Genomic DNA, 19747 nt, shown 5'->3' on the forward strand with positions numbered 1-19747 from the left:
AATCGCCCCCGAAAAACACGGGGTGGGAAAACACCGAATGAATTATTTAAGGGAATACGAACATGTTTACTTCCAGATTAACGATGTTGCACTTATTATGTGAATCTACCGATTGTTGTTTATTTAAATTAGCATTGTGGATGTTAATAGAATTTACACTGCGAATTCTATACTCTTTATATTAAATTATTAAGAATTATCTTAATGTATTAATTTATTATCGAGCATGGATTTAATTATTTCTTGCCGAGAGGTGAGATGATTATTTATTTTGATGAAATAACTATTTTATCAGAGTCACTGTGATTCAATAGAAGTTTAGCTTATTGATTAAAGTGAGCCGAAAGATCTTTGGGATCTTTCGGCTTGCTATTTACCTTTAGGCTGAATATTGGATATCTGGCTGATAAAATCCTTGAGCGAGAGTGAGGTTTTGATCGTTTCACCTTCTACCTGAAAACTGTTATTTTTCAGATTCAGAACAGCCACAGCAGAATATTACCAGTTTCTCTTCATCAGACGATCGATACTGAATTTACCTGGACCTGTGATAGACAGTAACAGATAACCTCCTCCGATAGTCAGGTTCTTAAGAAACATAGTCTGGTTCATCCCTTCAGCAAAATTGCTGTGGAAGAGCACGGCAGTCAGGACACAGAAACCAAAGGTAAATAACGCGGTGGTGCGAGTTAAGAAACCAAATAGAACTGCCAGACCACCACCCAATTCAAGTAAGATTGTCAGTGGTAATAGAAAGCCAGGGACGCCCATAGCATTCATATATTGTTGAGTACCCGCGTAGGAATCACCTAATTTTCCATAACCTGCAACGATAAACAGAATCGGCATCAAAATGCGAGCCAGTAGTAGGGCACTATCTTCAAATTTTTTCATTAACAACTCCTAAAACGCAGAGAAATAATAATAGTTTTTTTGATGATTAACTTGTACTAACTCGAAATAGCACGATTTGCTAATCATTAACGGATGGAATGTATACTAAAGGTAGGTGAGCTTAGTTGTAAGCAAGGATTATTAACAATTTTATACAAAGTTTTTGAATGTAGGTAACTAAAGTTATCATCAATGAGATATATTATGAAGAATTATTTCCATTTCAATATTCGAATGATGTGGCGCGACAAACGATAAAATTTCATAGGATGACGCAGGCTATATAAAGAGATAGCGTGGATTGCGGGTCGCAGATAGGGTTTTAATGACAAAAGCTTTTGCCAGCTTTTGTCATAAGGTTCAGTAAAGCTCTTCCAGAGCTGTGTATTGTTGGAAAGTTCAAGTCGCTGTAGCTGGATATTTCTGAGTAGTTGCTGTTTTTTAAGCTTTTTTTCCTGACGTTGTTTACTCATTACTGTGATCCTCCAACATTTCTCTATCTATCTTTAATTGCTCGCGAGTTGCACTAAGTAATGTTGAATTTCGCGCTTTCCTGATGGTCCATATAAGGCCAATAAGCGCCAGAATGAGTAGTGTGCTAGTGGTACTAGCTAATACAATAAAGCGCCAGCTAGGATCGATAGCCCAAAAAATCATAACAAGCAGACACATGAGGCCGAAAGCGGTAAGCAGTAGTGTCAGACTGGCTATGACTATTAGCTGTATCAAAGTGGCTTTTTCTTTTTCCAACTCTAGAACGATCAATTGCAAACGAGTTTCTACTATCTCGATAACAACAGCGGCAATGCGTTGGAGAATGTCAAGGACCCCTTTACCGGGGCCTTGAGATTTGGATGAGTTGATCATATTAGCGTTTAGCTAACACTACACCTAATATGGCACCGACAACAGTACCAATACCGATGCTTACCCAGGGCTTATCGTGAACGTAGACATCAGCACGACCCGCCATATCTTTTGTTTTCTTAACAACCATATCACTGGCATTACTGAGTTTAAAACGAGTATCTTTGATGACTTCCTCTACTTTGCCGCGAAGTTCTTCCAGCTCGACTTTGGATTTATCACCAGAGCTTTTGATTACTTCTTCCAGTGTATCTGCGAGTGATTTTAGTTCAACGTGTAGATCTTCAGTAGTTTTGATCTTTGACATGTAGATTACTCCTCAATGTAAGGTGTGTGTATTTGACTTAGTCAGTTGCTTTTCCTAATGCCGGAAAAGACTATCACTAAATATAGCTTATATTTTGGAAGGTGAATAAAAAACATTAGCGTTATTTCACTATTCTGCTGCAAACGATACTTTCATCTGCAGCAGGGAGGGATATTGGATTTTATTGGAATTAATTACTTTTTTTGAGGGGGTTGGCAAGTTTTTTTACGCCATACAACTAACAAACTGCCGCTAAAACCAATAATGAGTAAAGCAAGTGGCAGTAATATCAGGAAATTCATTACCAAGTCTTCATATTGACGGAAAATGGGGGTCTTACCAAATGCATAACCTAAAGAAGTAAGGATAATGACCCACAGGAAGCCGCTGAGCCAGTTAAAAAACTGGAAACGACTGTTTTGTAGACCTGTCAGTCCTGCAAGTGTTGGTAAGAGGGTTCTGACAAATGCGAGGAAGCGGCCAAGAAGTAAAGCTGATAGGCCGTGGCGGTGAAAAAGATTGTAAGCTCTTTGGTGATAATAAGCTGGAAGGTGAGATAGCCAGCCTTGTACTGTCTTGGTATTTCCTAACCATTTTCCTTGGAGATAACCAATCCAACAACCTAAGCTTGCTCCGGCAGTTAATACTACAATCGTTAGGGGGAAACTCATTGCACCTTTGGCAATCAATACGCCAACTAGTATAAGCAGGCTGTCTCCTGGTAAAAATGCAGCAGGAAGGAGGCCATTTTCAAGGAAGAGAATCAAGAATAGCATGATGTAAATGGCCCATAATAGGGATGGGTTGGCCAGAGTTTCATAATCCTGGTACCAAAGTGCATATATAAGTTCTTTTACTATTTCCATCAGGTGTTCCTAAAATGCCTTTGTTCGTTCATCCTGAAAGCATGAGGCTAAACCGATTAAATTACATCCTATTTTACGTTATTTGGTTGGTTTTCATGCCTTTTCACCGTTGAAAAAGGCAAATGACGCAGCCTGCGCCACTGTAACAAAATCAGGGGTGACTAAACAGAAAATTTTGGTGATCAATTGAACGTTCATTAAAATAGGATAAGAAATGGGTCTATGAGGTTGGATGAATTGCGTTTGTTCCTACTGTTTTTATTGTCATTTTTTTATTTTTTCAGTGGTAGATTGATTCTTGTCTGAATTTGATTTATTTTTCACCGCAGCAAAGGGGAGTAACTTCCTTGCCGGTTTATCGTCATTACGATGCAACAGCATCCGGTAGCCGGGCAACCTTGAACTTATACCTGATGGTACATTTTCTGTGTTGTAAGTGAGACCTTGCCAGAAGGCGAGGGTTGCTTGCAATACATCCATCTCCACGATGTGGGGAAGAAATATAGCAGCGGCTGGCGTCTTCTGAGACTTCAGCCGTTTTTGTTTGTGAGAGAAAGAAAATGAACTCTGTGGGTAGCCCTCTTTTATGGGGAAGTTTTGCTGTCTTAATTACGATTATGTTGTTGCTGGATCTATCCTTACAGGGGCGTAAGAAAGAGCAGGCAATGTCATTTCGTCAAGCTGCTGTCTGGAGTGTGATCTGGATAAGTTTATCGCTCTTATTTGCATTAGGATTATGGTGGTATTGCAGAGAAACCGCAGGGGAAGTTGTTGCCAATAGTCAGACAATGGCTTTCCTTACTGGGTATTTACTTGAGAAAGCACTTGCTGTTGATAATGTGTTTGTTTGGCTGATGTTATTTAGCTATTTTGCTATTCCGGCAAATTTGCAACGTCGGGTGCTCATTTACGGTGTCTTAGGCGCAATTGTGTTGCGTACCGTGATGATCTTTGCAGGGAGCTGGTTGGTTTCTCAATTCAGTTGGATACTCTATTTGTTCGGCATCTTTCTGCTGGTTACCGGCGTTAAGATGGCGTTGGCGAAAGAGGATGATTCCCCGATAGGCGATAAACCTTTTGTCCGTTGGCTAAAAGCGCATATTCGCATCACTGATAATCTTCACGGAGAACGTTTCTTTGTGAAAGAAAAGGGGTTGTTATATGCGACTCCACTAATCTTGGTCCTGATTCTGGTTGAAATTAGTGACGTTATTTTTGCGGTAGACAGTATTCCTGCTATTTTTGCTGTGACTACAGATCCTTTTATTGTTTTGACCTCTAATCTTTTCGCTATCTTAGGATTACGTGCGATGTATTTTCTGCTGGCAGGGGTGGCAGAGAAATTTACAATGCTGAAATATGGTTTATCAGTCATTCTGGTATTTATCGGTATTAAAATGCTAATAATGGATTTTTGTCATATTCCTATGGGGATTTCTCTGGGAACTGTAGCGAGTATTTTGACAATAACAATGATTATTAATGTTTGGGTAAATAAATACAGAACTAAAGAGATACAGTAATTAGATAACTATTTTTTAACAGATAACCATATCTTTCTTGAATGGGGAGATATGGTTTCTTATTGTCTTAAATTGCTGCGAAATGGTTAAACATAAAAACAAATAATTGTGTTTTGTAAATGTGTAAATTGCCGTTTTGATCACACAAATGTGAATGTATTGTTAATAAGTGCTGGCGAGGTTGTATATTTTAACTATCGTAGCTTTTCACTACTCTTGGTTTCCCTATACTGAAGAAACAAACACAAAAAATATAGGCTTAACAGAACTGTTAATAAAATGGATCAGCTATGGAAAAACAAAAACGTGGCTTCGTGCATTACATTGTACAAGGGAGCCTGGTTAAACAAATTTTGATAGGTTTAATTGCAGGGATACTGTTAGCGTGGTTGACACCTTCGGTTGCCAAATCAGTCAGTTTACTTGGGACGTTGTTTGTTGGCGCCTTGAAAGCAGTAGCCCCGGTATTGGTATGGATTCTGGTCATGTCTTCTATTGCTAACCATAAAAAAGGCCAAAAAACCAATATTCGTCCAATCCTTATCCTCTATATCTTGGGTACATTTTTTGCTGCTCTGGTTGCCGTAGTCGGTAGCTTTATGTTCCCGTTACAACTGGTGCTAGCTGTCAATGATGCTCAAATGTCTCCGCCTGAAAACATTATGGAGGTGATTAAAGGGTTACTGGTTAATGTTGTCGCTAATCCAGTAAACGCGTTACTGAACGGTAACTATATCGGTATCCTTGCTTGGGCTATTGGTTTGGGTATCGCCCTGCGTCATGCAACGGATTCAACTAAGTCTCTAATTCATGACATGTCTGAGGCGGTTACTCAGGTTGTTCGCGTGGTCATTCGTCTTGCACCGATTGGTATTTTTGGTCTGGTGTCTGCAACAATTGCAGAAACGGGATTTGGTGCCTTACTGGGATATGTTCAACTGCTGGTTGTATTACTGGGTTGTATGTTGGTTATGGCACTCATTGTAAATCCGTTGATTGTTTACTGGAAAATTCGTCGTAATCCTTATCCGCTGGTATTTGCTTGCCTGCGTGAAAGTGGTGTAACTGCATTTTTCACTCGCAGTTCGGCTGCAAATATTCCAGTGAATATGGCGATGTGCCGCCGTATGAATCTGCATGAAGATACTTATTCAGTTTCTATTCCATTAGGCGCAACTATCAATATGGAAGGCGCTGCGGTGACCATCACGGTATTGACTCTGGCTGCGGTCAATACGCTAGGTATATCGGTTGATTTGCCTACAGCATTTCTACTGAGTGTGGTTGCTGCAATTTGTGCCTGTGGTGCTTCTGGTGTGGCTGGGGGATCGTTATTGTTGATCCCTTTAGCGTGTAGCATGTTTGGGATTTCCAATGAGATGGCTATGCAGGTTGTGGCAGTTGGTTTGATTATTGGTGTATTACAGGATTCCGCGGAAACGAGTCTGAACTCTTCTACCGATGTATTGTTCACTGCCGCTGTTTGTCAGGCTGAGGATGATCGTCTGGCATCGGATCAACTAACTCAACGTAATTAATTGATTGAAGTATTTTGGTTTAAAAAAAGATTAGGTAAGAAAGAGTAAAATATCCGCGCCAGGAAGGCGCGGTTTGAGGATTTACTCTGTTTTTACGGCCTGTCTATGACCGTCATTATTTATCATCAAATTTTAAGGCCTAACCGAGTACCTTGATCGATAGCCCGTCGGGCATCCAATTCCGTTGCAACATCTGCCCCACCAATAAGATGCACTGTTTTTCCCGCTTGCTGTAACGGTTGATATAATTCTCTCAGTGGCTCTTGTCCGGCACAAATAACGATATTATCTACGGCAAGGCAGCGCTGTTCACCATTGCTGCTAATATGTAATCCCTGATCATCTATTTTCAAATATTGCATATTGTTGAGCATTTTCACACCACGCAGGTGTAGATTGGTTCTGTGTATCCAACCTGTTGTTTTACCTAGTCCTTCACCAACCTTTGTCGGCTTACGTTGCAATAAATAAATTTTCCGGGGAGAAGATTCTGGTTTGGGGCCTTGAGGGGATAAACCACCACGATGTGTCAGATTATGGTCAATACCCCACTCTTCACTGAAAGCGGTGCTATCAAGGCTAGAACTTTTTCCTGGTTGACTCAGATATTCTGCGGTATCAAAACCGATGCCACCTGCGCCAATGATAGCGACACGTTGACCGACATTTTTCTTATCTCTTAATACATCTAAGTAGCTCAGTACCTTTTCGTGATGGATACCATCAATTGTGAGTTGGCGAGGCGCAATGCCGCTGGCGATAATTACTTCATCGAAATCAGAGAGTGCTTCGGTTGTGGCAGTCTGGTTCAACCGTACATCAACATGATGGATTGCTAACTGACGCTGAAAATAACGCAGTGTTTCATGAAATTCTTCTTTACCTGGGATCTGTTTGGCAATATTAAATTGTCCGCCAATCTGTCCGTCTCGTTCAAACAGAGTGACATGATGACCACGACTGGCAGCGGTCACCGCGAATGACAATCCGGCAGGTCCGGCACCGACAACCGCCAGTTTTTTCGGTGTGGTGATTGGTTCGGCGGCCATTTCTGTTTCGTGGCAGGCGCGGGGATTAACTAAACAAGAGGCTATTTCACCGACAAAAATCTGATCCAGACATGCCTGATTACAGCCAATACAAGTGTTAATCTCATCGGCCCGTCCTTGTTGGGCTTTCATAACAAATTCAGCATCAGCCAGAAAAGGTCGTGCCATAGAAACCATATCGGCACAACCTTGTGCTAGCACTTGCTCTGCAATGTTGGGATCATTAATTCTGTTTGTTGTGATCAGTGGAATAGAAACTTTCCCCATTAGCTTTTGCGTTACCCAACTGAATCCGGCGCGGGGAACCATAGTGGCAATCGTTGGAATTCGAGCTTCATGCCAGCCGATACCGGTATTGATAATAGATGCTCCCGCTTGCTCAATAGCAACAGCGAGTTGCTCGATTTCTTGCCAATTAGAACCATCCTCGACTAAATCCAACATCGAAAGCCGGTAGATTAGAATAAATTCTTTTCCTGTTGCTTGACGGACGGCTTTAACAACCTCCACGGCAAAGCGCATTCGATTTTCAAAACTTCCTCCCCATTTATCTTGGCGGTGGTTGGTGCGAGTAGTCAGGAACTGGTTAATCAGATAACCTTCAGAACCCATGATTTCTACGCCATCATAACCTGCTTGTTGCGCCAGTTGTGCACAATGAGCGAAGTCAGCAATGGTTTGCTGAATGTCCTCTTCTGTCATTTCACGAGGCATGAATAGATTAATTGGTGCTTGAATGGCAGTAGGGGCGACAAGGTGAGGTTGATAGCTGTAACGGCCGGTATGTAAGATTTGCATTGCAATTTTTCCACCAGCCTGATGAACTGCGTCTGTAATAACTTTATGGTGAATAAGATCTTTTTCATCTACCAGGAATGCAGTGCCTTTCCCTATAACACCTTGTTTGTTTGGCGAAATGCCGCCTGTGACAATCAATGCCACGCCTCCGGCTGCCCGTTCAGCGTAAAAGCGGGCAAGCCTCTGGGCGCGGTCGGGATGTTCCTCTAGCCCAGTGTGCATTGATCCCATCAAAATGCGGTTTTTTAGTGTGGTGAACCCCAAGTCTAGAGGGGCGAACAGGTGAGGATAATGGCTCATTGCAATCTCCATCGGGTGTTTGTCAATCATAACCAGATTATTATTGTGTTTTAAACCACGGAACAAAACGCCAGGTGGTCGGATGAGTAATGGTTCAAATTTAGATGGAATAAGGTCAATTGGGAAAAAAATGTTAAATGAATGTGATGAAGGTCATGAAATCAGGTTTTGTCATAGAGTTAGTGAAAATAATCTGAATGCAAAAGTTGTTGATGTACTCTTTGTTGATTGGTTCTAGAAAGGTTAAATAGATCACACTGTGGGCCATAATCGATTTCAGTCGTTCACTTTCCCAGATAGTCCGTAGCATGGTTTTGTATTCTTACACGGAGAGAATAGAGTGACTGTTCCCCGCCGTAAAAAACGGTAAGGCTTCCCACTTCTCAGGCCGCAACCGTCGATGCAACGGATTTACGCTAGCCTCAAAGCCCTTTGGGCTTTTCGCCTGATATCCCCGTCTGCACTGGGCAAGGGTTTACGGCGGTTTTTGCTAATTCAGTCAGGCGATTTGTTTACCCAGTTTTAGTATTTTTTTCTGAATGATGCGACAGCCACCTGAGATGTTAAAAGTGCGGATTTTGCTTTAATAGGGGGTTGATTTTCCATATATTAATTCGATTCCGGTTTTGACTCCGGAATAGGGTGAGTTCTTCTATTCTGACTTAATTTATAACATCAGTGGTTATTATGAAAAAACAGATAACTGAATGGGTAACTTTGGCAGGAAAAGGGGTGACTTTAGAACCTCTGACACATCAACGGCACAATGAATTTTTACAAGCAATTGAAGAGGGTGAATTGCATAAATTGTGGTACACCCGTGTTCCTTCACCGGCTGAGCTGAGTAGCGAGATTGAGCGTCGTTTATTGCTACATAAAAAAGGTACTATGCTGCCTTTTGCGATTGTTGATCATCGAACAAGTAAAGCGGTTGGCATGACCACGTATATGAATATTGATTCTGATGTCCGCCGGGTGGAAATCGGCTATACTTGGTATGCATGTTCTGTTCAGCGGACACATGTTAATACGGAAGCGAAATATCTCCTATTGAAATACGCTTTTGAAGAATTAGGGTGTATTGCAGTGGAGTTTCGCACTCATTTTTTTAATCATCAGAGTCGAAAAGCGATAGAACGACTGGGTGCAAAACTTGATGGAATTCTGCGTAGTCATGGTGTATCTAAAGATGGCAGTATCAGGGATACCTGTGTTTACAGCATTATCAGTGGTGAATGGCCTGCGGTTAAAATACATCTTGAATGGCTGATGGTTAAACCGAGATAAGAGTCATCTCAAAAATTAGGCCGTCCTGTGAAAGGTTGCGGCCTGATTCTGATTTAATTTGAAGGCAGAGAATGCTGCATTCCATTATCCAGTTCATCTAGTAATTGATAGCGGCGGCGATATTCTGCCCGCTTCTTACTGGCTATATCTTCAAGCGGTTTTCTTTCAATGGATAAGGGGAGATGGAAATCCTTATTTTTTCTCTTTGCTCCACCTAATGATTCCCAGAAAGAGTCGTAATCAGCGACTAATTTGTCTTTCTTTTTATGCCAATAGCGTAGACTCTTATAGATGTGAGTATCATTGCTAGCTGCCAGAATTTGCTGGCATTCAAAGTGGGCTGCGAGACGGCAAATGGATTCAATCAGTAAGCGTTTTGGAAATAATCCATAACAATCTTTCGTTGCATCGCGGATAATTTCAAGGGTTGCATCGCCTTTGGAACCTTGTAGTCCACCGATGAACAGTGTTTTTTTACCAGCAATAGTGAGTAGTGTGAAAGCGCATCTTGCCAAGGTTTTATTATCTTCTGTTGTAATAAATAGAGTAAGCTCACCTTCTTTATTAAAACAGTCCATAGAATCTAGAAAAATAGTGTAAGTTCCACTCTTACCATTGATAACCGCTAATGGATATGCATTGGAACGAAATATTTTATTAACAATAGACTGATTTAACCCAGTAAATAATAGCTGGTAATGTTCATTTATTGCACGTAACGTCTGCCCTCTATTGAAGTTAATGCTTAGATAAGGGCGATGTAATTTAGAAGGTAAACAAGGTTGTTTCTTCAAAATATCCAGATAGAACGGCGTATTAACTATCTGGTTTAATAGTTTTAGTGTCGATATTGGCATCAGAGCGCTACGTAAGGCAAATTTAGTGCGATTCTGGGCAGAATACCAATGAGGGCTAGGGCTAATTTTTTTTCCGACTAAATCTGTGAACAGCCGAATTCCTGAACTGGCAGGTTGATACATATATTTCATTTCTTTATCTAGTTCTAAAAAATACTTGGAGGGAATGAAGACTTGCAAACCGTGAGTATACTCCTTCGATATTAAACAAAACTTCAACGGATGTTTATTTATGTTTTTTTAAGATAAAAAATCAACAGCTGTTTAATGAATGTTTAGTTATTAAGGGGATTTTCTCGTGTTTTTTTATTATTCGTTTATTATTCATTTAGTTTTCTGTGATGTTTTTTGTTGTAAAAGCACATCCAGAAAGATGAGAGAAACGGCTATAACTTGGTGTGATACCCGAGCTCATGATCTGTAACAAATTTAGTAGGTGAGTATCGGCGATAAATGATTAATGTTGGATATATTCTTTTTTGAATCCATTTAATTAAAACATTAATAATTATTCTATTAATTTGTTTCCTGATTACCATCGAATCTCTGCTAGCTTGAGTAAATACTCAGGTATAGGTGCTACCCGGATACATGAATAAATAAGCTGTTCGAATGTTTTTTTAAGGTTAAAGCGCCAATTGAACTTGAAACAGAATTAGGCAAGATAACGAGGTAAATACTTTTTGCTAATCGAATGATAGGTTCCGCGTATCGAATTTTTTACATTACTAATCATTGTGTTAACCCACTGAAAATAAGGAAGTTTAACACTCTGCGCTCCACCGCCGGTGACGAGGGGCAAATGGAAAGTCCCGGCTTGCTCAATCCCCCGAAAGCAAGCTAATCCATCTGAAATAACAAGGGATTTTGGTTTAAGATGCACTTTAGCCCAACGGGTAAGTTCCCCGGTCTTAAACCCTTTCACAACGCTGAAACGCATGAACATAGGGTGGCCCTTTTCATTCATTGAAACCGCCGCAACGAAAGGGCATTTCCCTTTTGCCCCTCGCCCTCGGGGGCCATGCTGAGCCCCGCCCCAGTATGCGTCGTCAAGATGAATAAACCCGCCGAGAGGCTTATCGTCATCCCGTTCTTTCATCGCTTTCATTAGCTTGTGTTTCATACGCCATGCAGCGTTGTAGGAAATGCCCAGTTGACGTGACAATTCAAGTGCAGAAATCCCATTTTTCTCCTGAGTCATGAGATAAATCGCCAAAAACCACACGGTTAAAGGCAATTTTGACGCAGAAAACAATGTGCCCGCCATCAAAGATGTCTAATGATGGCATTGATTGCACTGATAAAGGAGACGAGATTTTAACTGGCAATACTTATCATGCCCACAATGAGGACAGCGATATCCCGTAGGCCAGCGCATATCGAACACCTGTTTCTGGCATTGTTCTTCATGACCCTATAATGAAATAAGCTCATGAATAGAAATGCCTTTTTGGAATTGAATCTGATTTTTAGCCATTTTCATTTACCTCCACACAGACTTATTTTAAGTATACGCCTATGGGAGCTGGATTTAAGTGATAATCAGGTTAATTAATGTCACCCTGAAAAATATGTATTTGGCGACCGCATCGGGGGAGTGGTTGGATATGTTTGCGTGGGGGGTAAACTTGAAACGCAAGCCTGCTACGGCGGCACAAGGCGTTATCCGTTTTTATAAAGCCGCTGGCGCATCGGCGGTCACTGTACCCGTAGGAACGGTTATCCAGACCGAGCGCATTAATGGTGAAATCTATCGCGTCAGCACCACGGAAAGCGTGGTGATTGCGGAGGGGGTCACCAGTGCCTTACTGCCTGTAACCGCAGAGACCGTAGGGGGAGCATTCAACCTTGCGCCCCGCTATTTTCGTCTCTTGCCCGTGTCCGTATCCGGTATTGAAAGCGTGCAGAATGAGGAAGGTTGGTTATTGACACCCGGCGCAGATGCGGAATCTGACGATGATTTGCGTGATCGTTGCCGGAATCAATATAACCTTGTGGGTAACTATCACACGGACGCAGTTTACCGCGGCATGATTGCCAGCGTTGTAGGCTTAAGTATCGACCGCATTTTTTTCCTGCATGATGCGCCTCGTGGTGCGGGAACGGCAAACGCCTATTTGTTACTGGATTCGGGCGTCATCAGCCAGCCCTTTATTGACGTAGTGAACGATTACATCACCCATCAGGGACATCATGGGCATGGTGATGATATGCAGTGCTTACCGCTGCCGGAAACATATCACACGCTGACGGTGACGCTATTTGTCGAGAACGTGGCGAACTACCGCCAGGAACAAATCGCCGCGTTGAAAACGGATGTTGAAAACCTGATCCGCTGCGCCTTTCGGAAAAATAGGGAATATCATGTGAAAAAAACCTGGCCGTATTCCCGATTTTCCTTTTCGAACTTAGGGCGTGAAATTCACCGTGAATTTACCGAAATTGAATCTTTGTCGTTTTCATTGGATGACATTCTCAGTGATTTGAGTGTGCCCAGACTGCAATCGCTGTCAGTTGAGGTGAAGAATGTCTGAATTCAAGGAACGGCTAACACGGCTGGCGCTGCCCTCATGGATGGATAAGGTGGAACCGGCCAAATTGCTCCGTGCTGCGCGGGCATTCTGGCTGACAATGTATGACTGGCTGAAATGGCCGTTAGCCCAACTGGACGCGGAGACGTGTTCAGAATCGCTATTATCAGTTTTGGCCTATCAGCGGGATATTCACCGATTCAATGGTGAGCCAATGGAATTGTTTCGCAAACGGGTAACATTTGCCTTTATTAACGCCAGAGAGGCGGGCAGTGTCGCGGGATTTATCGCTATCTTTGAACGTTTAGGTGTCGGCCATGTTGAAGTACTGGAACGTCAGCCAGGGATAGATTGGGATGTGATTATTTTGTGGATCAGTGACGGCCAAATAGCCGAGCATCCTGATTTGCTGATGAACATTATTCGTCAGTACGGCCTTACCTGCCGCCGCTACCGTTTTGAAGTGATGACGAATAACAAACTGTTTATGCGTGTGGGCAGTTTAGGTGTGGAATATTGCTGTTATTACGCGGCCATGTCCTCGCCGTCCTTGCTATTAAAAGTGGGTTACATGTCGGGGGAGTCCGTTTTTGATAGCGCCAGTTTAACGGAGATTACCGCACCCAATATTACCTACGGTGCATCATTATAAGGAAATAATATGGCATCAGTGATTACAGTAGACTTTGAGAAATGGAAAGCGCAGCAGGCCGCGGCGGGAAAGCCAGTGGTTTTGGATGAGTTTGTTTTTGCTTATGTGCTGGATTTAGATCCCACTCTTGCCATTAATCGCGATGAGAAATTACTCGTAGAAAGTCATATTGTGCATCGCTAGGCTGTGAACAAAACAGGGTTAGCGAGCGAAAACGCTGTAGCCTACAGTGTCACATTGGGAACGGAAGCCGGTCATTTTGATTTTAACTGGATTGGCCTGATAAATAAGGCTTCTGGCATTATTGGCATGATTACCCATGCCCCAACTCAGAAAAAAATTAAGACCGCGAACGGATTACAGGGAAATGTACTCACCCGTTCTTTCTTGCTGGAGTTTGACGGCGCAGCTAAAGAGACCGCTATCACGACCACGGCGGAAACTTGGCAGATTGATTTTACCGCCCGTTTATCCGGCATCGATGAAATGCAGCGCTTGATTAATACTGACAGTTACGGTGAGGCGGCGTTTTTCGGTGATGGGTTTTCCGTGGTTCGCAGTGGTGACCGGTACACGGTCAAAAAAGGGCTGGCTTATGTCGGCGGATTGCGGGGGGAATTGGCGTTTGATCAAACGCTTAACCGCCTGCGCGATACCCGCGTTTATGCGGATTTTAGCTATCAAGGCAATTTGGTGAGCCAGTGGAAAACTATCGTTCATATCGTCGCAGCCAATGATCTTAAAAACTACGTCGATGCGGCAGGGTATCCGCATTATGTCTTTGCGGTTGCGGGTGTTGATGGCAACGGTGATGTAATGGATTTGCGCATTAAAGGGTCATTGAATGCCCGTGATATTTCCGCTATTTATCAAGAGATTGATAACGTGAAACGGGAATATGTGACTCAGCAGGCATGGGAAAGCGGTCTACAGGGGAAACAGTCGAAAGGGGACTATGCCACTAATGCCGCATTAACCGTTGTCAGCGAAAACGCCAATAGTCGCCTGGCTAAAAACCAGAACGGCGCAGATATTCTCAATAAGAATGAATTTGTCAAAAACATAGGCTTAGTGGAAACCGTCGAACGGGCAAGGAATGCTGTACCCAATGACAGGAAAATTAACGGGAAATCGCTATCGTCTGATATCAGTTTGATGGCGGGTGATGTTGGCGCCTATCACCAGACTACCTATATGACTGCGCTACCGGGCAGGCACTATTCAGGGCCATTTTCTTGTCAGGGCCATTTTCTTGTGGTCGGGAAAATGGATGGGCCAAAGGGGTGAGTATCGGTGTAGGGGGTGACACGGGGCAAATTTGGATCGATGCCGATGCACAGTTGCACACCTGATTTCTCAATGCTAACGGTGCCGTAGAGCAAAAGATGACGATAGGTATCCCTATTGGCGCCACTATCGAATGGCATTCGGCTGCGCCGATACCCGCCGGATATGAACCCAATGAGGGACGCTCGTTCCGTGCGGCATATTACCCTGAGCTTGCCAAAATTTTTCCCGATCTGAAATTACCTGATGACAGAGGCTTATTTAAGCGTGGTCTGGATAGAGGACGCGGTTTAGATTCCGGTCATTCGTTAGGGAGTGTTCAGGGGGACGCGATCAGAAATATCACGGGATCATTAGGTAATCCCACTATTGAGAGCGGGAGCAACGCGTCTGGGGCATTCAGCTACCGGTATAAGGTAGGCGGCCGCGCAGCCGGTGCCGGTGGTGGGGTGGTTTCATGGACATTTGACGCGTCCAGAGTGGTTCCGACCGCAAATGAAAACCGACCTGTTAACAAATCAGTGATTTATATTACGAGGGTAAAGTAGTGGCTAAATACAGTGCAGATATTCAAATGGCCCGGTTTGATGATGATGGGTTAGCCATTGTTAGCGGATGGGTGGCGGTTTATCGTTGTCATCCTGAAACACGGGAATATATTGGGGCCGATATGGATCACGTGCCACGCGGTTTTTCTGTTGCGGCTAATGCGTATCTGGATGCGCCCGCATTACCTGGTACGCATGACGTTGCGATTTGTCGTAGTGTAGATGAAAAATCCTGGCGACATGTGCCTGACTATCGGAGTAAAACAGCGTATACAACCGATACAGGCTGGCCGATCAATATTACCGCCATCGGCGCGTTGCCAGATAATCTCACCCTGCAATCACCTCAAACCCCCTTTGATAAGTGGGAGAATAAGCAATGGGACACAGATAAATCAGCTCTAAAAGCTCATCAAATTGAACAGGCTGAGCAGCAAAAAATCTCGCTACAGCAGCAGGCGGATGCGGCAATTAAGCCTTTACAGGATGCCATTGATCTGGATATCGCCACTGATACCGAAAAATCAGTACTCGTAGAATGGAAAAAATATCGTGTGCGGGTGAACCGGGTAGATCTTTCAACTGCCCCCGGTATCAACTGGCCTGAGCAACCCGCGTGATGAACTGGCAACGGAAAATGATGCGCATCTCCCCGAATATGACGGGGATGCATTGCTCGATGCTATCCGTCCATCCGTTCGTATACGGCATCGGACATAAAACGGACAGCGGTCGCTATCTGAGTCCGGCAAACGCCATCAATTATCTGGCAAATAAAATCCGGGGAACGGGAAACATAAGCGCCGTTGTACTCATGATCTGCGCGAAAACGCATAATGAATTTATACAACATTTAACCCAATTTTCAGCGGTGTTGCCGTTGCCGGTATTTTCTCAGGTCACCCGTATGGCAAAGACAGCGGAATGTCTGGCGATCACCAAAATGCAATTGCCTGGGAGATCGGGGGGCGGTTTGCCTCTGCCTCAACCGTTTTCAACATCGACCAGCCGCCTGGCCGTGAATGCGCAATTGGTTGCGCAGGCGAAGGCACAGGCCAGTGTGAGCAATAGTATTGCGGGATTGAAATCGCAATTAACACACTTCACCACGGCAAGACAGAACGCCTTACAACAAGTCACTGCCGCCCTGAATGGCGTCAGAGACAAATCGGCCCGTGTCTGGGTTTTCTCAGGGAAAGGGAATGGCGCATTATTGGCCGAAAAACTGCGTCAGGATATCCCTGAACAGGACGCCGTTTACACGTTGGCGACATTATTTGCCGGGGACGATATTCGCGCATTAGAAAGGATGCTATACAATGAGCCAAATTATCACACTTGCCCTTGATGGCGAGGCCATCCCATTAAAAAGTCTGACCGTAACCCCATCGGTGGTATTTCAGGACACAGACCAAAGCGGCCAGTCATCCAGTACCGCCGTAGCGGAGCAAGGCATTAAGCCCAAGGAGTTACGTGTTACGGGGATCATTCCGTTTACTGAGCAAAAAACGCTGTCACGCCTGTTTGCACTGGCGGAGGCCAAAGATAAGGGAAATCTGAAACGTTATCGTGTCGCTAACCTGACCGCAGGTGCTATCAACTTTCGCATTGGGACATTCACCCATACCCTTGATGCCAGTAAGATCGACGGTAAACAGGCATGGCAGGTCACATTTACTTTACGTGAACATTTATCTGTTGCTGAGAAACGTGATGCCCGTGCTGCCGATAATATTCAGGCCAGAAAGCAAACAGGTCAGGGGGCAGCCGCAGCAAAAGAAGCGCCGGAAAAATTAAGCTGGTTTGAAAGCAAAGTCCTGAAACCCATCAATGACAAAATAGGACCGGCTAAATAATGACACCGATTAACCGGCTCTACCTTTCCTGTGATGAAATTCACCTGGTTGACGCCAATATTATGCTGGAACTGGCATCCTGTGGTCGTGGCTTTATCACGGCGGAGACGACAACGGATTACACCGGAAAACTGGTGCGGCTGGATGTCGGTTACACTGATTTAGTGTTGCGCTGGTTTACGGGTTATGTGGCACGCTCACAGCCAGCCCAAAACGATTATCAGCGTCTTTTTGTGCGAGAGCTGGTTAGTGTGTTTGATCGATTATGGCCGTGTTCATTTCAGCATCCAACACTGAGCCAGATTGCGGACTGGTTGCAGGAGTACAGCGGACTGACCTTCATATTGCCGGATGCCCCTTATACAGAGACACCTATCCCGCATTTTACCCATCATGGTACCGGCTATCAGTTGCTGGCTAATCTTGGGCAGGTTTTTTCGATTGAGGATTATCTCTGGCATCAGTTGCCGGATGGCTCGGTTTATGTCGGCAGCGGGGCGCATTCGATGTTTGCGGGGAAACCCGTCGACATTCCGAATGCATTTAGCCGGCGCCAGTCCGCAGGCAATGCGATGACCATTCCCATGATCCCATCGTTGCGCCCAGGCGTGGTGATCAACCAGCACCGGTTGAACAAGGTCAATCTGAACAATGAAAACATGGTCATTACATGGGAAGCCGTCAACAAACTGACCGGTCAGTCGCAGACCGGAACGCCCATGCAGCGCCAGATTGATGCCGCCTACCCCGAATTATCGGCAGGGTTGCACTTACCCAAATTTGCCCGCATTGAGGCACACACTGAAAGCACGGTTAGCGGTGATATTTCCGACCCATTCCGACCGCGCTATGCCGTTGATGTTCAATTGTTAGATAATGATGGTCAGGATGCCGCTGTCCCGCTGCCTTTACCGATGGCGGGCAGTGAATCCGGTATGTTCCAATATCCGCCAGTCGGAACGGTGGTTGAAATCGCTTTTGAGGCAGGTAGGCCGGATAAGCCCTTTATCCGGCAGACATTAAGCCAGGGCAATACCTTGCCCGATATCAAGCCAGGCGAACAATTGCAGCAGCAGCGGGCGGAAGTCTCGCAGAGAGTGACGCAGGAGGGGAGTTGGATTCGTCAGACTGACCAGATCATTAATGAATCGTCCATGCACCGTGAAGTTAGGGCAGACACGGAAACACGTACCGCAGTTGCACGGGAAACCACGATACAGGCCACGGATAAAACCACGGTTTTGGGCACGTCTACGCTGTTGGCGGGTGCTGTCCAGCAAATCGCAGACGGTGACTATAGTATGGCGACATCATCAAATTTCGTTGCCAGTGTGGGGAAAGAGGCCAATATCGAAATCGGGCAAAAGCTGATAGAGAAAATTGGCCTGCTTAAGCAGAGCATCGCCGGAGCCCGGCAAGAAATCATCGCGCCCGTGGTTTGGATGGGCAGCCAGCAAATCAACGTCATGACCTTGATGTTAGAGACGCTGGATGTGGTTAAGGAATTAGCGGAACTGACCGCCGCGCATACGCACCACAACACAGGCACGCCGGAGAACGCCAGCGCGATAAGGAACACGGCCTATAAATCGGCTGGATTGAGACAGAAGTATTCTCCTGTGATTGGGTGAATATCGTCCATTTGTGTGAGGTCCTTTACGCTATGCCATAGGTTGATAACACCTTTTTTAAGGTGTAGACTGATTGTGTTAGCAGGAGAATGTCGCGCTAGAACCGAGGCTACCAATCTCGTATAGCACAAAGACAAACCGCCCTATCCAAGGGCAAAAGTAAAAAAACCAACCTTACCCGTTGGTTTTTTTATTTTTATCTACTCATTGTTTTAATTGATTGAATCATCTGAAAATAAACCTATAATCAACGGCTGTTAGTTTGGGGTAGCGTTCTGGCCTGTGTATCTCTGACGCAAGTTTTCGTAAGTCCTGGCTGAGTACAGGTGGTGCTGATTCAGTGCCTCGGTCAGAGCGCGATATTCTCCTGCTAACACAGATGAAGGCCAGCCGGACAGGCAGCGTAAAGGCAATGGCTGGTTAAGTCGTGCTCCTAACTGGAGCAAACGGGTGAAAGCATTTATTGATACTGCTATCATCGTTCTCAAAGCGTTAATCGCGCTTTTAGAGCTGATCCGTGCATTTCTGAAATAGATAACGGAAACGTAGCTAAGGCCATCGGGATAACCTCCCGGTGGCCTTTAACATTTACCGCCTTTGATCAAGCTACTGTGTTTTATAATCTTTACCTCTCACAAAACGCAACCAGATGCATGCAGCATCATGCACTCATCAACCTACTAAGCCACTCTTGTTTAAGTGGTCTAATATACTGATCTAGCAGCTTAAATTTGGCAATCCCGGCTGGACTTGAACCCGTGCTCAAGCGATTATTGCTCCAGTAGTATGGGAGGGTAGTCAACAGATTAGTATAATGGAGTTAATGAGTTAATCGATTTATATGGGGCAGATTCGACTAATAAGTGCAATTTTTCAGAAGGGCGGTCAGTTGCTATAGTAGGCATCTTTCTCGCCAAAGGAAAATCTATGGTCTTCCCCGTTTTTGCAACACTAAT

Annotated in this window: 23 protein-coding genes and 1 pseudogene; 14 read left to right on the forward strand and 10 right to left on the reverse strand. The window is 44.3% G+C overall.

All coding sequences use genetic code 11. The features are described 5' to 3' along the window. Window positions 1-498: 498 nt before the first annotated feature. The 6 genes from ACGF5R_RS21710 to ACGF5R_RS21735 form a co-directional block, all read right to left on the reverse strand. On the reverse strand, window positions 499-894 hold the full coding sequence (locus tag ACGF5R_RS21710; RefSeq protein ID WP_112878871.1) for a DoxX family protein: 396 nt from the start codon (window positions 892-894) through the stop codon (window positions 499-501). Window positions 895-1106: 212 nt separating this feature from the next. Beyond that, window positions 1107-1367, reverse strand: coding sequence for a YqjK-like family protein (locus ACGF5R_RS21715; protein ID WP_112878870.1), 261 nt, complete (start codon window positions 1365-1367; stop codon window positions 1107-1109). After that, window positions 1360-1761, reverse strand: coding sequence for a phage holin family protein (locus ACGF5R_RS21720; RefSeq protein ID WP_112878869.1), 402 nt, complete (start codon window positions 1759-1761; stop codon window positions 1360-1362). Before ACGF5R_RS21720 ends, ACGF5R_RS21715 begins: the two co-directional genes overlap by 8 nt. A 1-nt stretch (window position 1762) precedes the next feature. Next, window positions 1763-2068, reverse strand: coding sequence for a YqjD family protein (locus ACGF5R_RS21725; RefSeq protein ID WP_112878868.1), 306 nt, complete (start codon window positions 2066-2068; stop codon window positions 1763-1765). A gap of 194 nt (window positions 2069-2262) precedes the next feature. Then, window positions 2263-2934 (reverse strand): DedA family protein, encoded by a 672-nt coding sequence (locus ACGF5R_RS21730; protein WP_112878867.1) that lies wholly within the window; start codon window positions 2932-2934, stop codon window positions 2263-2265. Window positions 2935-3198: 264 nt separating this feature from the next. Further along, window positions 3199-3405 carry a hypothetical protein gene (locus ACGF5R_RS21735; RefSeq protein WP_112895522.1) on the reverse strand — a complete coding sequence of 69 codons (207 nt, stop codon included), beginning with the start codon at window positions 3403-3405 and terminating at the stop codon, window positions 3199-3201. Between the two features lie 89 nt (window positions 3406-3494). Here ACGF5R_RS21735 and ACGF5R_RS21740 point away from each other — a divergent pair, with 89 nt between their 5' ends. Continuing rightward, window positions 3495-4457, forward strand: coding sequence for a TerC family protein (locus ACGF5R_RS21740; RefSeq protein ID WP_387692685.1), 963 nt, complete (start codon window positions 3495-3497; stop codon window positions 4455-4457). Between the two features lie 290 nt (window positions 4458-4747). Beyond that, window positions 4748-5995: a serine/threonine transporter SstT gene (gene sstT / locus ACGF5R_RS21745; RefSeq protein ID WP_112878864.1), complete on the forward strand. Its 1248-nt coding sequence runs from the start codon at window positions 4748-4750 to the stop codon at window positions 5993-5995. A gap of 125 nt (window positions 5996-6120) precedes the next feature. On the opposite strand, the gene ACGF5R_RS21750 is transcribed toward sstT, so the two are convergent. Further along, window positions 6121-8142, reverse strand: a complete 2022-nt coding sequence (locus ACGF5R_RS21750; RefSeq protein ID WP_387692687.1) for an FAD-dependent oxidoreductase — start codon at window positions 8140-8142, stop codon at window positions 6121-6123. Between the two features lie 82 nt (window positions 8143-8224). Between ACGF5R_RS21750 and ACGF5R_RS21755 the strand changes: the two genes are divergently transcribed. Together ACGF5R_RS21755 and ACGF5R_RS21760 are read left to right on the forward strand one after the other, a co-directional pair. Then, window positions 8225-8380: a hypothetical protein gene (locus ACGF5R_RS21755; RefSeq protein WP_158537793.1), complete on the forward strand. Its 156-nt coding sequence runs from the start codon at window positions 8225-8227 to the stop codon at window positions 8378-8380. A 449-nt stretch (window positions 8381-8829) separates the two neighbouring features. After that, entirely contained in the window at window positions 8830-9429 is a 600-nt protein-coding gene (locus ACGF5R_RS21760; protein ID WP_387692689.1) for a GNAT family N-acetyltransferase, read from the forward strand. Between the two features lie 53 nt (window positions 9430-9482). Here the strand turns inward: ACGF5R_RS21760 and ACGF5R_RS21765 are convergent, their stop codons facing one another. Both ACGF5R_RS21765 and ACGF5R_RS21770 read right to left on the reverse strand, forming a co-directional pair. Then, window positions 9483-10418, reverse strand: coding sequence for a VirK/YbjX family protein (locus tag ACGF5R_RS21765; protein ID WP_112878893.1), 936 nt, complete (start codon window positions 10416-10418; stop codon window positions 9483-9485). A gap of 400 nt (window positions 10419-10818) precedes the next feature. After that, a pseudogene (locus tag ACGF5R_RS21770) lies at window positions 10819-11763 on the reverse strand (IS1595 family transposase). A 94-nt stretch (window positions 11764-11857) separates the two neighbouring features. Here ACGF5R_RS21770 and ACGF5R_RS21775 point away from each other — a divergent pair. The 9 genes from ACGF5R_RS21775 (at window position 11858) to ACGF5R_RS21815 (ending at window position 18791) form a co-directional block, all read left to right on the forward strand. Then, window positions 11858-12820 (forward strand): baseplate J/gp47 family protein, encoded by a 963-nt coding sequence (locus tag ACGF5R_RS21775; RefSeq protein WP_387692707.1) that lies wholly within the window; start codon window positions 11858-11860, stop codon window positions 12818-12820. After that, window positions 12813-13469, forward strand: a complete 657-nt coding sequence (locus ACGF5R_RS21780) for a phage tail protein (protein WP_387692691.1) — start codon at window positions 12813-12815, stop codon at window positions 13467-13469. The genes ACGF5R_RS21775 and ACGF5R_RS21780 overlap by 8 nt, the downstream gene beginning before the upstream one ends. A gap of 9 nt (window positions 13470-13478) precedes the next feature. Further along, complete coding sequence (locus ACGF5R_RS21785) at window positions 13479-13652, forward strand: hypothetical protein (protein ID WP_387692693.1); 174 nt, start codon at window positions 13479-13481, stop codon at window positions 13650-13652. Window positions 13653-13655: 3 nt separating this feature from the next. After that, window positions 13656-14756 carry a phage tail protein gene (locus ACGF5R_RS21790; RefSeq protein ID WP_387692694.1) on the forward strand — a complete coding sequence of 367 codons (1101 nt, stop codon included), beginning with the start codon at window positions 13656-13658 and terminating at the stop codon, window positions 14754-14756. Between the two features lie 98 nt (window positions 14757-14854). Further along, on the forward strand, window positions 14855-15304 hold the full coding sequence (locus ACGF5R_RS21795; RefSeq protein ID WP_387692696.1) for a phage tail protein: 450 nt from the start codon (window positions 14855-14857) through the stop codon (window positions 15302-15304). Continuing rightward, on the forward strand, window positions 15304-15924 hold the full coding sequence (locus tag ACGF5R_RS21800) for a tail fiber assembly protein (protein WP_387692698.1): 621 nt from the start codon (window positions 15304-15306) through the stop codon (window positions 15922-15924). The genes ACGF5R_RS21795 and ACGF5R_RS21800 overlap by 1 nt, the downstream gene beginning before the upstream one ends. Before the next feature lie 17 nt (window positions 15925-15941). After that, window positions 15942-16652, forward strand: a complete 711-nt coding sequence (locus tag ACGF5R_RS21805) for a hypothetical protein (protein ID WP_387692700.1) — start codon at window positions 15942-15944, stop codon at window positions 16650-16652. After that, entirely contained in the window at window positions 16624-17160 is a 537-nt protein-coding gene (locus tag ACGF5R_RS21810; RefSeq protein WP_387692702.1) for a hypothetical protein, read from the forward strand. The genes ACGF5R_RS21805 and ACGF5R_RS21810 overlap by 29 nt, the downstream gene beginning before the upstream one ends. Continuing rightward, on the forward strand, window positions 17160-18791 hold the full coding sequence (locus ACGF5R_RS21815) for a hypothetical protein (RefSeq protein ID WP_387692704.1): 1632 nt from the start codon (window positions 17160-17162) through the stop codon (window positions 18789-18791). The genes ACGF5R_RS21810 and ACGF5R_RS21815 overlap by 1 nt, the downstream gene beginning before the upstream one ends. A 257-nt stretch (window positions 18792-19048) precedes the next feature. Here the strand turns inward: ACGF5R_RS21815 and ACGF5R_RS21820 are convergent, their stop codons facing one another. Then, window positions 19049-19270, reverse strand: coding sequence for a hypothetical protein (locus ACGF5R_RS21820; RefSeq protein ID WP_387692706.1), 222 nt, complete (start codon window positions 19268-19270; stop codon window positions 19049-19051). Between ACGF5R_RS21820 and dinQ the strand changes: the two genes are divergently transcribed. After that, entirely contained in the window at window positions 19254-19325 is a 72-nt protein-coding gene (dinQ, locus tag ACGF5R_RS21825; protein WP_369293964.1) for a damage-inducible type I toxin DinQ, read from the forward strand. The two genes, ACGF5R_RS21820 and dinQ, sit on opposite strands and share 17 nt — an antisense overlap. Window positions 19326-19747: the final 422 nt, after the last annotated feature.

The organism is Photorhabdus sp. RM71S (genome assembly GCF_042879355.1).
Taxonomy (GTDB): domain Bacteria; phylum Pseudomonadota; class Gammaproteobacteria; order Enterobacterales; family Enterobacteriaceae; genus Photorhabdus; species Photorhabdus kayaii.

Coding starts and splice junctions, on each gene's coding strand:
- ACGF5R_RS21710 (WP_112878871.1), bottom strand. CDS start 894: ATGAAAAAATTTGAAGATAGTGCCCTACTACTGGCTCGCATTTTGATG.
- ACGF5R_RS21715 (WP_112878870.1), bottom strand. CDS start 1,367: ATGAGTAAACAACGTCAGGAAAAAAAGCTTAAAAAACAGCAACTACTC.
- ACGF5R_RS21720 (WP_112878869.1), bottom strand. CDS start 1,761: ATGATCAACTCATCCAAATCTCAAGGCCCCGGTAAAGGGGTCCTTGAC.
- ACGF5R_RS21725 (WP_112878868.1), bottom strand. CDS start 2,068: ATGTCAAAGATCAAAACTACTGAAGATCTACACGTTGAACTAAAATCA.
- ACGF5R_RS21730 (WP_112878867.1), bottom strand. CDS start 2,934: ATGGAAATAGTAAAAGAACTTATATATGCACTTTGGTACCAGGATTAT.
- ACGF5R_RS21740 (WP_387692685.1), top strand. CDS start 3,495: ATGAACTCTGTGGGTAGCCCTCTTTTATGGGGAAGTTTTGCTGTCTTA.
- sstT (WP_112878864.1), top strand. CDS start 4,748: ATGGAAAAACAAAAACGTGGCTTCGTGCATTACATTGTACAAGGGAGC.
- ACGF5R_RS21750 (WP_387692687.1), bottom strand. CDS start 8,142: ATGAGCCATTATCCTCACCTGTTCGCCCCTCTAGACTTGGGGTTCACC.
- ACGF5R_RS21755 (WP_158537793.1), top strand. CDS start 8,225: ATGAGTAATGGTTCAAATTTAGATGGAATAAGGTCAATTGGGAAAAAA.
- ACGF5R_RS21760 (WP_387692689.1), top strand. CDS start 8,830: ATGAAAAAACAGATAACTGAATGGGTAACTTTGGCAGGAAAAGGGGTG.
- ACGF5R_RS21765 (WP_112878893.1), bottom strand. CDS start 10,418: ATGAAATATATGTATCAACCTGCCAGTTCAGGAATTCGGCTGTTCACA.
- ACGF5R_RS21775 (WP_387692707.1), top strand. CDS start 11,858: ATGTATTTGGCGACCGCATCGGGGGAGTGGTTGGATATGTTTGCGTGG.
- ACGF5R_RS21780 (WP_387692691.1), top strand. CDS start 12,813: ATGTCTGAATTCAAGGAACGGCTAACACGGCTGGCGCTGCCCTCATGG.
- ACGF5R_RS21785 (WP_387692693.1), top strand. CDS start 13,479: ATGGCATCAGTGATTACAGTAGACTTTGAGAAATGGAAAGCGCAGCAG.
- ACGF5R_RS21795 (WP_387692696.1), top strand. CDS start 14,855: ATGACGATAGGTATCCCTATTGGCGCCACTATCGAATGGCATTCGGCT.
- ACGF5R_RS21805 (WP_387692700.1), top strand. CDS start 15,942: ATGATGCGCATCTCCCCGAATATGACGGGGATGCATTGCTCGATGCTA.
- ACGF5R_RS21810 (WP_387692702.1), top strand. CDS start 16,624: ATGAGCCAAATTATCACACTTGCCCTTGATGGCGAGGCCATCCCATTA.
- ACGF5R_RS21815 (WP_387692704.1), top strand. CDS start 17,160: ATGACACCGATTAACCGGCTCTACCTTTCCTGTGATGAAATTCACCTG.
- ACGF5R_RS21820 (WP_387692706.1), bottom strand. CDS start 19,270: ATGATAGCAGTATCAATAAATGCTTTCACCCGTTTGCTCCAGTTAGGA.